General features: G+C 72.1%; 12 protein-coding genes. 8 read left to right on the top strand and 4 right to left on the bottom strand.

Features of this window, described 5'->3' with window-relative positions; all coding sequences use genetic code 11:
* Nucleotides 1-136: 136 nt before the first annotated feature.
* Nucleotides 137-562 carry a fluoride efflux transporter CrcB gene (gene crcB, locus ACFVZH_RS31820; RefSeq protein WP_384902768.1) on the top strand — a complete coding sequence of 142 codons (426 nt, stop codon included), beginning with the start codon at nucleotides 137-139 and terminating at the stop codon, nucleotides 560-562.
* Nucleotides 559-912 (top strand): fluoride efflux transporter CrcB, encoded by a 354-nt coding sequence (crcB, locus tag ACFVZH_RS31815; protein WP_384902766.1) that lies wholly within the window; start codon nucleotides 559-561, stop codon nucleotides 910-912. Before crcB (ACFVZH_RS31820) ends, crcB (ACFVZH_RS31815) begins: the two co-directional genes overlap by 4 nt.
* A gap of 12 nt (nucleotides 913-924) precedes the next feature.
* Here the strand turns inward: crcB (ACFVZH_RS31815) and ACFVZH_RS31810 are convergent, their stop codons facing one another.
* The gene (locus tag ACFVZH_RS31810; RefSeq protein ID WP_384902764.1) at nucleotides 925-2,073 is read right to left on the bottom strand and encodes a winged helix DNA-binding domain-containing protein; all 1,149 of its coding nucleotides are present in this window, start codon (nucleotides 2,071-2,073) and stop codon (nucleotides 925-927) included.
* Between the two features lie 145 nt (nucleotides 2,074-2,218).
* Here ACFVZH_RS31810 and ACFVZH_RS31805 point away from each other — a divergent pair, with 145 nt between their 5' ends.
* From ACFVZH_RS31805 to ACFVZH_RS31790, 4 genes are all read left to right on the top strand, one after another.
* Nucleotides 2,219-3,841, top strand: a complete 1,623-nt coding sequence (locus tag ACFVZH_RS31805) for a DUF2079 domain-containing protein (RefSeq protein WP_384902762.1) — start codon at nucleotides 2,219-2,221, stop codon at nucleotides 3,839-3,841.
* Between the two features lie 94 nt (nucleotides 3,842-3,935).
* The gene (locus tag ACFVZH_RS31800; protein WP_384902760.1) at nucleotides 3,936-4,802 is read left to right on the top strand and encodes a hypothetical protein; all 867 of its coding nucleotides are present in this window, start codon (nucleotides 3,936-3,938) and stop codon (nucleotides 4,800-4,802) included.
* Between the two features lie 125 nt (nucleotides 4,803-4,927).
* The gene (locus ACFVZH_RS31795) at nucleotides 4,928-6,268 is read left to right on the top strand and encodes an esterase-like activity of phytase family protein (protein WP_384902758.1); all 1,341 of its coding nucleotides are present in this window, start codon (nucleotides 4,928-4,930) and stop codon (nucleotides 6,266-6,268) included.
* A gap of 220 nt (nucleotides 6,269-6,488) precedes the next feature.
* Nucleotides 6,489-7,349: a helix-turn-helix domain-containing protein gene (locus tag ACFVZH_RS31790; protein ID WP_384902756.1), complete on the top strand. Its 861-nt coding sequence runs from the start codon at nucleotides 6,489-6,491 to the stop codon at nucleotides 7,347-7,349.
* A gap of 15 nt (nucleotides 7,350-7,364) precedes the next feature.
* Here the strand turns inward: ACFVZH_RS31790 and ACFVZH_RS31785 are convergent, their stop codons facing one another.
* The 3 genes from ACFVZH_RS31785 to ACFVZH_RS31775 form a co-directional block, all read right to left on the bottom strand.
* Nucleotides 7,365-8,600: a ParB N-terminal domain-containing protein gene (locus ACFVZH_RS31785; protein WP_384902754.1), complete on the bottom strand. Its 1,236-nt coding sequence runs from the start codon at nucleotides 8,598-8,600 to the stop codon at nucleotides 7,365-7,367.
* Between the two features lie 146 nt (nucleotides 8,601-8,746).
* Nucleotides 8,747-9,580: an ABC transporter permease gene (locus ACFVZH_RS31780; RefSeq protein ID WP_384902752.1), complete on the bottom strand. Its 834-nt coding sequence runs from the start codon at nucleotides 9,578-9,580 to the stop codon at nucleotides 8,747-8,749.
* Nucleotides 9,577-10,503: an ABC transporter ATP-binding protein gene (locus ACFVZH_RS31775; RefSeq protein ID WP_384902750.1), complete on the bottom strand. Its 927-nt coding sequence runs from the start codon at nucleotides 10,501-10,503 to the stop codon at nucleotides 9,577-9,579. Before ACFVZH_RS31775 ends, ACFVZH_RS31780 begins: the two co-directional genes overlap by 4 nt.
* Before the next feature lie 254 nt (nucleotides 10,504-10,757).
* Here ACFVZH_RS31775 and ACFVZH_RS31770 point away from each other — a divergent pair, with 254 nt between their 5' ends.
* Nucleotides 10,758-11,504 (top strand): gamma-glutamyl-gamma-aminobutyrate hydrolase family protein, encoded by a 747-nt coding sequence (locus tag ACFVZH_RS31770; RefSeq protein WP_384902748.1) that lies wholly within the window; start codon nucleotides 10,758-10,760, stop codon nucleotides 11,502-11,504.
* A 136-nt stretch (nucleotides 11,505-11,640) separates the two neighbouring features.
* Entirely contained in the window at nucleotides 11,641-12,114 is a 474-nt protein-coding gene (locus ACFVZH_RS31765; protein WP_384902746.1) for a carboxymuconolactone decarboxylase family protein, read from the top strand.
* The last annotated feature ends 28 nt before the right edge of the window (nucleotides 12,115-12,142 follow it).

The raw sequence follows: 12,142 nt of genomic DNA, 5'->3' as shown, positions 1-12,142 counted from the left end.
ACCCGCTTTGACCCGTAGCAGGGAGTGGCCGGACCATCGCAGAGCGAGGCCGCACGGGCCGGAATCCGGTTAATGCCCCAGGCCGGGATCCGTGCCTGTGCGCCTCGCCTCGGCGCCCGCTTCGTACCCTGGGCGCATGGGACTGCGCGCGGAGCTGCCGGTCGTCGCGGCGGTCGCCGCCGGCGGCGCCCTCGGCGCGTGCGCCCGTTACGGCCTCGCGCTCGCCTGGCCCACCCCCGACGGGGCCTTCCCCTGGACGACGTTGACCGTCAACGCGACCGGCTGCGCGCTGCTCGGCGTGCTGATGGTCCTCCTCACGGAGGGGGACACGCCCCCGCACCCGCTGCTGCGCCCGTTCCTCGGGCCCGGTTTCTGCGGCGGGTTCACCACCTTCTCCACGTACGCCCTCGACACCGAGCGGCTGCTCGACGCGGGCGACCCCGCGCGCGGTCTGCTCTATCTCGGCGGGACCGCGCTCACCTCCCTCGCCGCCGTGTGGGCGGGAACCGCGGCCACCAGGGCCGCACGGTCACCTGCGCGGACGGGGGCGGGGCGCGGGTGAACTGGCTGCTCGTCGTCGCCGGAGCGGCCGTCGGCGCTCCGCTGCGCTATCTGACGGACCGTGCGGTCAGGGCCCGGCAGCGCTCGGCCTTCCCCTGGGGCACGTTCCTCGTGAACGTCGTCGGCTCGTTCGTGCTCGGGCTGCTCACCGGCGTCGGCTCCGGCCGCCTCCACCTGCTGCTGGGCACGGGGCTGTGCGGGGCGCTGACGACGTACTCGACCTTCTCGTACGAGACGCTGAGGCTGTACGAGGACGGGGCGAGGAGGTTCGCGGTGCTGAACGTGGCCGGGAGCCTGGCCGCCGGACTCGGCGCCGCGTGGCTGGGAGTCCGGACGGCCGGGCTGCTGTGAGCCGGGTGCGGCTCAGGCGGCCGGCAGGACACGGGACTCGACCGTCGGCAGGCCCTTGACCCACCAGTGGTCGTAGCGGCGGTAGACGTGCGGGTCCCGGTCGGCGAGGAGGCGGCCGAGCGCCGCGGCCTCGGACGCGAGGGCCTCCCAGGCGTCGGTGGGGAGCGGGTGGAAGGCCGACGCCTCGATCCCGCCGGGGACCGGGCGCCAGACGCCGGCCACGTACCCGTCGACGAGGAGCGTCGGGAGGGCGTCGCCGTTCACGCGGATCACGTGCTTGCGGTAGGCGGGCGGGATGATCCGGCCGCGGTCCGCGTACGCCAGGAGGACGCTGTCCCACATGGCCATCAGCCGGGGCGGTGCGGGGGTGTCCTCGTCGGGCAGGGCGGTTCCGGGCACGTCGTGGAGGACCGTGCCGTCCGGGCCCTCCAGCCGGTCGAGCGCGCCGCCGAGGGACTCCACGGCCTTCCGCACCGAGCCCTTGGGGGCCAGCGTGAACTGCGCCATGTCGGCGACCGACGCGGGGCCGAAGCCCTCCAGGTAGCGGCGGATCAGGACGGCCAGGCCCGCGGCCGACGCCTCGGGGTCGGCGAGCGCCGGGCGGTCGCTCGCCGTGACGAAGGACTGCGCGGTGCCGAACGACCACGGGAGGCCCGTCGGCGCGTGCCACAGCGGGGCGTACTGCCGGATCATCCGCCAGACCACCGACTCCACCGGCCCGCCGTTGCCCGCCTCCAGGCGTGCCTTCATCTCCGCCCCGGTCCTGGCCTGTTCGGCGTACGCGAGGAGGTCGGGAAGGAGGGCGTCGGCGTCGTCGGCAGTGAACCCCGCCGCCTTGAACCGGGGATCGTGCAGCCGGGAGCCGCGCACGGTCGGCTCCATGGCCTCGCGGAACGCGCGGTAGTCCTCGACGTGCACCAGGTGCAGCGTCAGCCGCATCAGGGTCGACCTGACCAACGCGAAGTCGCCCACGGCCCCGTCGAGCGCCACCGGGTCGAATCCCGCGACGCGGTTCCACAACGCCACGTAGGGCGAACCCGGTTGCTGGGCCTGGAGGGCCACCACCCGCCGTACGGCGTCCCCGACGTCGAGCGGCTCGCGGTCGAGGAGCAACTGCCGGGCGAGGGTGGAGCGGTTGAGGGTGCGCGCGGTGATCGCCATGGCCCGATTCTGCCTGCCCGACGCGACGGACACGCAGCGTAGGGTCATGGCCATGGGGGCAGCATCGACAGGCACACCTGCGCACATACCGACACGCACACCGACACACCTGTCGACCCGGATACCGGGACCGCGGGGGACCGCGGTGGCGGAACCGGCGGAGACCCGCGGACCGGCGGAGACCGCGGGGCCGGCGGAGACCACGGGGCCGGGGGAGACCGGCGGGCCGGGGAGGGCCGGGGGGCGCGGCCGGGGCGTCGCGCTCACGCTGCTCTGCTTCGCCGTCTGCTTCGGGCTCGGGTTGCAGTCCTGGACCGCGCTGCGGCTCACCGGGTTCGACCTCGGCATCTTCGACCAGGCGGTGCGGGCGTACGCGCACTTCGAGTTGCCCCGGTCGCCGATCAAGAACACGCACCACGAGTTCCCGCCGGGCTTCTCCCTCCTGGGCGACCACTTCACACCGGCGCTCGCCCTCCTCGCACCGCTGTACTGGATCCGGGACGACCCCCGGGTCCTCCTCCTCGCCCAGGCGGCGCTGTTCGCGGCCGGGGTGCCGGTGGTGCGGCGCATCGCCCGGCACGCCTTCGCCGGCGCCGCGCCGCACGTCGTCCGCCGGGCCGCCGACCTCGGCGGTCTCGTGTACGCGCTGGGCTGGCCGCTCCTCGACGCCTCGTACAACGGCTTCCACGAGGTGGCCTTCGCGGTGCCGTTCACCCTCCTCATGCTGGAGCGCGGGCTCGCCCACCGGTACGGCGCGGCGGCCTGCTGGGCCGCGCTGCTGTGCACGGCGAAGGAGGACATGGGGCTCGTGGCCGGGGCGTTCGGCCTCGTCCTCGCGGTCCGCGCGCACCGAGCCGGCCACCGCGCGGGCCGGGCCACCGGGGCGGTCCTCGCCGTCGCCGGGCCGCTGGTCTCCGCCCTCGCCATCTGCTGGTTCATCCCGGCGATGGGCGGACCAGAGGGCTACTACTGGTCGTACGGGCGCCTCGGCGCCGACCCCGGCGCCGCGCTGTCCCACGTCCTCACCGCCCCCTGGATCCTGCTCCAGGTCGCCGTCACCCCGTTCGTGAAGGTCGCCATGGCGGCCTGGATCCTGGGCAGCCTCGCCCTCCTCCCGCTCGGCTCCCCGACGTTCCTCCTCGCCCTGCCGCTGCTCGCCGAACGGGTCCTCTCCGACAACCCCAACCACTGGCCGGTGATCAACCACTACGACGCCTTCCTGTGGCCGATCCTGGTCACCGCCGCCCTGGAGACGGCGGCCAGGCTGCACCGCGCACGCGACCGGGCCCTCGTCCGCCGCTGGGCGGCCGCCGCCGTCGCCCTCTCCTCGGCGGCGGCCGTCACCCTCGGCCTCGGCCTCCTCGTCCGCCCCGGCTCCTGGCAGCCCTCGCCGGACAAGCGCCCGCTCGCCGCGGCGGCCGAACTCATCCCCGACGGCGCCACGGTGGAGGCCGACAACACCATCGCCCCCCGCCTGACCGCCCGCACCCACGTCGTCATCGCCGACGCCACTCCCCGCGGCGCCGACTGGGTCCTCCTCCGCACCGAGGACCGCACCTTCCCGTTCGCGTCCACCGACGACCAGCGGCAGCGGGTCCGGCTCCTCCTCGCCCACGGCTACACGGAGGTCCGGCGGCAGGACGGCACCGTCCTCCTCCACCGCACCACCCCCCTCCCGATCCCCGGCATGCGCCTGCCCGGCCCCGGCAGCACCCCGGTCCGCGAGGCCGTCCCGCCGGACGTGGGCGTGAACCTGCTGCTGCGCTGAGGAGGTTCCGCCGAGGCGCGCTGGACGCCGCCGGTTCACCGGGGGCACGTCGAGGGGTCACGCGGCCCTCACCCGGGGTCGTGAGGATCGGCGCATGACCTTCACCTCCCGGGCCGGCCGCCCGGCCGCCGCCGCGTCCGCCGTCGCCCTCGCCGCCGCCGTCGCGCTCCTCGCGCCCGCCTCCCCGGCGCACGCCGCCTCCAACGCCGTTCCCACCTACGAGGTGAAGATCAACCTCACGGCGGCGGCGCTCGACTCGGCGCACGCGCCGACCTCGGCGGTGAAGTCGGCCTTCGGCATCACCGGTTCCGCGAAGGCGCGCTCGTACGGCTACTACGACACCGACGGCCTGGCGCTCGACGCCGAGGGGTGGAGCGTACGGCTGCGGCACAAGAGCGGGTCGTCGTTCGAGGAGACCTACAAGAAGCGGTTCCCGGTCACCGGCGGCGACATCAACGCCGCGCTCACCACGGCCAACGCCGCCGGCTTCGACAGCTCCGACACCAACTACGACGCCGAGGTCGACTGGGGCTACGCCAAGCAGACCCTCAGCTTCAGCACCGAGAAGAGCCACAGCGCGAGCGGCTACTCCGGCACCGCGATGCCGACGAACACCACCGGCCGCACCTGGCTCGTCAACGACATCCCCGGCAAGTTGGAGAACTGGGGCAGCACCGGCTGGGGCAAGACCACCCTCCAGACCTCCCGCGTCCACGGCCCGGTGACCGCCAAGGTGTACGGCGGCGCCTGGGGTGCCTCCGACGACGCGAGCATCGAGGTGCTCCCGGTCGTCGGAGCGGGCGGCACCGGTACGGAGTACGTCGTCGAGCTGTCCTTCAAGACCGACTCGTACGCCGACGCCGCCGACCTCCACGCGGACGCCATCTCCGTCGCCGAGGCCAACGGCTGGCTCTACCACGGCGACATCCTGAAGACCCGGCTCATCCTCGACCGCTACTAGGTCGCACACGCGCGTTCACCCAGGGCTCGCCCGGGTGTCGTGAACGCGTTGCCCGGAGTTGCGTGCAGGACTGGACCATGGGGCCGCCCTCACCGGCGACTTTCCACGCACTCCAGGGAGTTCTGATGAATCCGCGCCTCCTGCGCCGGCCCGCCGCCGTCGTCCTTCCGCTCGCCGTCGCGCTCGCGCTCCCGGTGGTCGTGGGGACGGCCGACGCGGCGCCGGCGCACCACGGGCCCGCCACCGCCCGGGTCGTCTCCACCGCGACCCTGCCCGACATCCCGCTGGCCGCCTTCAGCAACGGGCTGCTGCCCGGCAGCGTCCGGGACGACCGGGGCGTCGACCTCGGCGGCATCGGCAGCGACCTGTACCCGGCCGAACGGCGCGGCGAGTACTGGACCGTGACCGACCGCGGCCCCAACGGGCAGATAGCCGTCGGCAAGGACAAGCGGCGTACCTTCCCCGTGCCCGGCTTCGACCCGGCCATCGTGAAGATCCGCGCCGTCGGCGGCCGGATCCAGGTCCTGAAGTCGATCCCGCTCACCACCGCCTCCGGCGCCCCCGTCACCGGACTGCCCAACCAGCCGGGCCGCGACGAGGCCCCGTACACCTACGACGCCTCCACCCCCCTCGGGTACGACCCGAACGGCCTGGACACCGAGGGCCTCGTGCGGGACCGGGACGGCAGCTTCTGGCTGGTGGACGAGTACGGCCCCTCGCTGGTCCACGTGTCCGCGCAGGGCCGGGTGCTCGCCCGGCACGTCCCCCGGGGGCTCGGCCTGACCGGCGCCGACTACCCGGTCGTCGAGTCGCTGCCGTCGATCTACCTCCAGCGCAAGGTCAACCGCGGCTTCGAGGGGCTCGCGCTGCTCCCCGACGGCGATCTGGTCATGGCGCTGCAGAGCCCGCTGCTCAACCCGGACAAGGTCGCGGGGGAGAACTCCCGCACCACGCGGCTGCTGCGGTTCTCGCCCCGGAAGAACCGGGTCACCGCCGAGTACGCCTACCGCTTCGACGCCGTGGGCGACGTCGAGCCCGGCCAGACCAAGACCTCCGAGCTGAAGATCTCCGCGCTCGTCGCGCTCGGCGGCGACCGCCTCCTCGTCCAGGAGCGCACCGACAAGTCCGCCCGCGTCCACGAGGTGCGCCTGCGCCGCGGCTCCGACATCCTCGGCTCCGCCTGGGACACCGCCGCCACCCCCACCCTGGAGCAGCTGGACGACCAGGGCGCCGCCGACGTCCCGGTCCTCGCCAAGCGCCTGGTCGTCGACCTGAACACGGTCCCCGGCGTCCCCGGGAAGATCGAGGGGATCGCCCTCGAAGGCTCCTCGACACTGGTCCTGCTCAACGACAACGACTTCGGCATGACCGACGGCCCCGCGGCCTTCGACGCGGCCGGCCGTCTCGTCGACAGCGGTGTGGAGACCACCCTCGTCCGGGTGCGGCTGAACCGCCCCGTCCGCTGATCCTCCGCCTTCACGCAGAACACCCGTGCCCCGGCTTTCCCAGCCGGGGCACGGGTGTTCTCGTACGTGCGGACAGATGTCCCGCCGCCAGCCAACAGGAAGCCGCGGGTCCGCCGCAAATCCGGTGAACAAAACTCGACCGGTTCACTAGCGATACGCGAGCCGAGCGCGATAACCGCGGGCCACACTGCTGCGTGGGTCGACACGTAGTGAGGTGCATATGGATACAGCAGTAGAAAGGGCGATCGAGTGCATCCGGGAGCGTTACGGCGAACCGCTGACCCTCACGGAGATCGCCGAAAGCGCTCTGCTCAGCCGTTTCTATTTCACGCGGCTGTTCAAAGAAGAGACCGGGCTCACGCCCGGCAGATTCCTGGCCGCGATCCGTATCTACCAGGCGAAGCGGCTCATCGAGACCACCTCGATGAGCATCACCGATATCTCCTACGCGGTCGGTTACAACAGCCTGGGTTCCTTCACCAATTCCTTCACGGCCAGCGTCGGCGTCTCACCCAGCCGGTTCCGCCGGCTCGCGCGGGACGGCGGGGACGGCCTGCCGGGACCCGAGCCGACGGCGTGGACCGGGTTCGGGACGATCGCGGGCACCATCAGCCTGCCCGCCGGCCACGGCAACGCCCGGGTGTTCCTCGGGGCCTTCGGCACGCCGATCGTCCAGCACCCGTCGGTCGCCTCGGGCGTCATCGACGTACCCAGCGGACGGCCGTCCTGCTACTCGCTGAAGAACGTCCCCGAGGGCAGCTGGTACCTGCTCGCCGTGGCCGTCGCCGACGGCCTCGGGCCCGAACCCGGCGCGTCACGGGCCCCGCTCGTCGGAGGGCACGGACCGAAGACCGTGACCGTCACCGCCGACACCGTCACCAGTGCGGCCGTCCGGCTGCGCCCGGCCCGGCCCGCCGACCCGCCGGTCCTGCTGGCGCTCCCGGAGCTCGAACCCCCGGCCGACGTCGTACCCCACCCGGGGTGCGCCTCCGTCAATCCGGCGCAGGAGCCCGGCGGACGGCGCCAGGCCGCGGGCCACCTCAGGGTGGCGTCCGCGGCACCGGCGCCGACGGCCTCGTGAGCAGGGGGAGCGGGATCAGGGCACCATGTCCTGCTTGGTCTTGAGCTGCTCGGCCAGGAGGCTCCACTCCCGGCTGATGCGCTCGGCGATCGGCGCGATGACACCGAGCCAGTGCGGCGGGACGGCGTCGACGAGCTCGCGCCAGTCCTCGTCGGGATCGGTGGCGTGCAGCTGCATCCAGCGGAGGAACTCCCGGCCGCCCGCGTTGTACCGGATGGCGGGGTCGGTGGCCATCTTGGCCGCCACCGTCGCCCACGCGGGCGGCGCCTCGGTGTGGTTCCTGCGCGGGGCCGGCGCGGCGTCGGGATGCGGGGCCACCCGCAGCGGTCCCCGGGCCGTGCCGCACGCCGCCGGGCCGACGGGCCGCGTCACCTCGCCGGGGTGCCGCACCGTCTGCCGTACGGTCGGCACCGACTGCACGGCCGGGATGGCCTGTACGGACCGTACGGACTGCACCGACCGCACGGGCTGTACCGGTTCCGGCCGGGCGACGGGCGCCTGGCGCCCCCCGTCCCGCTCGGGGCTGTCGCCGCGGCGGAGCCGCGCGCTGACGTCGTGGACCGTGCCCAGCGACACGTCGGTCTCCCGGGCGACCTGACGCAGCGGGGCGTTGGGGTGGGCGGTGATGTACTCGGCGGCGCGCCGCCTGCCCTCGCCGGCGTCCACCGGACGCCGCCTGCCGTCCCGGCCGATGCGCTTGCCGTCGAGCGGCGCCCCGTCCGACGACCGGTCGCGCAGCGACGCGATCGTCTTGGCGCTCAGCCCGGTGATGCCGGCGATGGCCCGGTCGGACCAGTCGGGGTGGGAACTCAGGACGCGCTGCGCCCCGGACACCCGGTCGGCCTTCGACAGCGGGAGTCCGTGCGAGCCGTTCGCCTTCATGGCGATGACGAGCGCCTCGGAATTCGAACAGTCGAGGAAGCGCGCCTTGATGCTGACGTCACCCCGGAGCCGGGCGGCCTCCAGGCGGTGCAGACCGTCGATGATGCGGTAGCCGTCCATCTGGACCAGAATGGGCGGCAGTTCCGCCGACCCCGCCGCGTCGACGAGAAGCTGGATGTGAGCGGCGTCCGTACCGCTCTGGCGCAGGGAGACGCCGGGCGACAGCGCGCTGACGGGTACGTCGCGTGCCGGCAGTTTCTCGAAATTCTTGAGATCGAATTCGCTGCGGGTCGCTGCTTCGGCGCTCTCCGTTCTGACGGGGCTGAATGCACTCGTGATCAAGACGGCCTGCCCACTGCTCTGAGCCATTCCCTTCACTCCCTTTCTGCTGCCGCTGCCGTCGAGCGTCGCAGGAGGGTCTTCAGGCCCAGTCGAGGAAAGCTGGACGCCGCCTGGAAACACGACACCGCGGGTGCCCGCCTGTATCGGCGGGCACCCGCGGTGTTCGGGAGGGGTCAGGCGTCCCTGCGACGCAGCAGTACGGCCGCGACGGCGAGCAGGACGGCGGTCCAGAGCGCGAGCACCCCGAGGCCCTGCCACGGGCCGAGCAGGTCGTCCACGCGGGAGTGCTGCTGGGTGACGAGGAACCCGGCCTCGGTGGGGAGGTAGGCGTGCACGTGCTCCCCGACGGTACCGGGCAGCAGCCTGGCCATCGGCGCGAGCACCAGGACGAACGCGATGACACCGGTGATGCTCGCCGCCGTGTGGCGGATGATCGCACCGACGGCGAGCGCGAACAGGCCCAGCAGCGACAGGTAGAACCCGCAGCCGACGACGGCCCGCAGCACGCCGGGGTCGCCGAGCGCGACGGGCGCCTTGCCGTCGAGCATCGGCGCGCCGATGAAGAACGAGCCGAACGCGGTCACTTCGCCCATGGCGAGGACGAGGAGACCGAAGACGGCGGCCTTGGCCAGGAGCACCGGCACCCGCTTGGGCACCGCGAGCAGACTGGCACGGATCATGCCGGTGGAGTACTCGGACGCCATGACCATCGCGCCCAGCACGCAGACCGCGAGCTGGCCGATCAGGATGCCGCTGCCGAGGATGGTGCCGGTCGGGTCCAGGCGCATGGCGGCCTGCTGCGCCGGGTCGGTCTTGTCCCAGTTCGCGACGCCCATCTGGATGAAGAGCGCCGTGAAGATCAGGGTGACCACGACCAGGATCGCGAGCGACCAGACCGTGGAGCGGACGGAGCGGATCTTCGTCCACTCCGACAGCATCAGTCGCCCGAAGGTCGGCTTGTGGGCGCCCGCGACGGGGACGGTCGCGGATGCGGTCGCGGCGGTCACTTCACACCTCCGGCGGTGCGCACGCCGGCGTCGTACTCGACGGCGTCCTTGGTCAGTTCCATGAAGGCGTCCTCGAGCGAACCGCGGCGCGTGGACAGTTCGTGCAGCACCAGGCCGTCGGCGGCGGCGAGTTCGGCGATGCGCGGTGCTTCGATGCCGACGACGTCCAGGTCGCCCTCCTCGGTTTCGGTGACGGTGCCCCCGTGGCTCTTCAGGAGTGCGGAGAGCCGTTCCCGGTCGGGGGTCTTGATGAGGACGGACTGCTCGGTGCTGCGCTCGATGAACTCCTGGGTGGAGCAGTCCGCGACGAGCCGGCCGCGCCCGATGACGATGAGGTGGTCGGCCGTGACGGCCATCTCGTTCATCAGGTGGCTGGAGACGAAGACGGCGCGGCCCTCGGCCGCCAGGGACTTCATCAGGTTCCGGATCCAGAGGATGCCCTCGGGGTCCAGGCCGTTGACCGGCTCGTCCAGGACCAGCGCGGCGGGGTCGCCGAGCAGCGCGGCGGCGATGCCGAGCCGCTGTCCCATGCCGAGCGAGAAGCCGCCGGCCCGCTTGCGGGCCACCGGCGTCAGGCCGACCTGGTCGATGACCTCGTCGACCCGGCGTCTGCCGAATCCCTGGGTCTGGGCGAGGCAGAGCAGGTGGTCGTAGGCGCTGCGGCCGGTGTGGACGGCGCGGGCCTCCAGAAGCGCGCCGACCACCCGCATCGGCTGCGGAAGGTCGCTGTAGCGCATGCCGTCGACGGTCGCCGAGCCCCCGTCGGGCCGGTCCAGGCCGAGGAGAAGTCTCATGGTGGTGGACTTCCCCGCGCCGTTGGGGCCCAGGAAGCCGGTGACGCGACCGGGCTCGACCGTGAACGACAAATCGTTCACGGCGGTCTTGTCACCGTAGCGTTTGGTGAGGTTCTTGGCTTCGATCATGGGTTACCTCGGTCTACTGGGCTGCGAGAGATTAGCCGGGGATGCAATAATCCCCACCCACCTTGGTACCAGGGTTGCATTCTGTTCAGTAGGCCCCTACGGGGCCGGTATTGAACGATGGCCTCCGTTTCCCGTCCGTGGCAATTTTGACCGTGCCGTCCTTCCGAGTCGGCGGTTGTTCCATCTGCTCGATTTCCTCAGTTGAACACCAATCGAGGGAAGCCACGGAACCCACGGAACCCATGAGGGTGGTCATGAATTCAGACGTGAACGGCCCGGCGCCCGCCGCCGGCCGGCCGGTCATCGGGATCTGCGCGCGGACCGCGCCGGTCACGCTCCAGGGCAGCGACATGCTGGTCAGTCTCGCCCTCCAGGCACACGTGTCCTACCTGTCCGCCGCCGGTGCCACGCCCGTGCTGCTCCCGCTGCTGCCCGGCGCCGAGAGCCTGGTCGACCGGATCGACGGCCTGCTGGTCCCGGGCGGCCCGGACCTGGATCCGGCGCTGTACGGTGAGACCGCCCACCCGGTGACGCGGGCCATGAGCCCCGACGCCGACCGGGCCGAACTGGCCTTGGTCAGGTCGGCACTTGAGGTCGGACTGCCGGTCCTCGCCATCTGCCGCGGGATGCAGCTGCTCAACGTGCTGCACGGCGGCAGCCTCCACCAGCACCTGCCCGAGATCACGGGTCACGACGAGCACCAGCCGCGGACGCCCTCGTTCACGCTCGGCCGCCACCCGCTGAAGCTCACGCCGGGCAGCCGGATCGCCGGCGTCCTCGACGAGGACGAGCCGGAGACGGCCTGCCACCACCACCAGGCGGTGGACCGGCTCGGTGCCGGTCTCACCGTCACCGCACGGGCCCAGGACGGCACCGTCGAAGCCGTCGAAGTCACGGACCACCCTTTTGCGATCGGCGTGCAATGGGAGGCCGGACACACTCCCGACACCCGGCTCCACGAAGCACTTGTACAAGCCGCCGGAAGCCGGAAAAGCAACTGATCCGTCGAAATTCGGAATACTTGAGAAAAGGCTGCCCGGTGGGCAAGCTGTTATCTGATCCCGATCCGAAGGAGAATTACAGATGTCGCCGCGGATGCCTAACCCGTCGCTGGTCGTTCCCGATGTTCTGCCGCCCATGCGTGCACTGGTCAAGGCCGTCAACAGCGTCGGTGTGCCGTTGAAGACCCTCGTCCTCATCCACCTGCGGGTGAGCCAGATCAACGGCCGCCCGGTGCAGATCCCGAAGAAGCAGGCCGAGTTCGAGGCCGCCGGGGAGGAGGACCACCGTCTGCCGGTCGTGGAGACCTGGCGCGAGCAGGACTGCTTCACCGACGCCGAGCGCTCCTGCCTCGCCCTTGCCGAGGCCGCCACCCGCATCAACGACCGGGAGGACCCGGTCTCGGACGAGGTCTGGGAGGAGGCCGCCAAGCACTGGAACGAGGTCGAACTCGGCGCGATCGTCCTCCACATCGGTCTGGTCAACCTGTGGAACCGCGTCAACGTCGCCACCAAGCAGGAGCCGGTCGACTGGCGCATCAACCCCAAGAAGTGGACCCCGATGACGTCCCGGCTCGCTCAGGCACAGGCGCAGCCCTCGGCTTCCCACTGACTCGTTTCGTTTCCAGGCATTCGCAATC

It is taken from the genome of Streptomyces sp. NPDC059534 (genome assembly GCF_042743475.1).
Taxonomy (GTDB): Bacteria; Actinomycetota; Actinomycetes; order Streptomycetales; family Streptomycetaceae; genus Streptomyces.
This window is presented reverse-complemented; position numbering and strand designations above follow the sequence as displayed.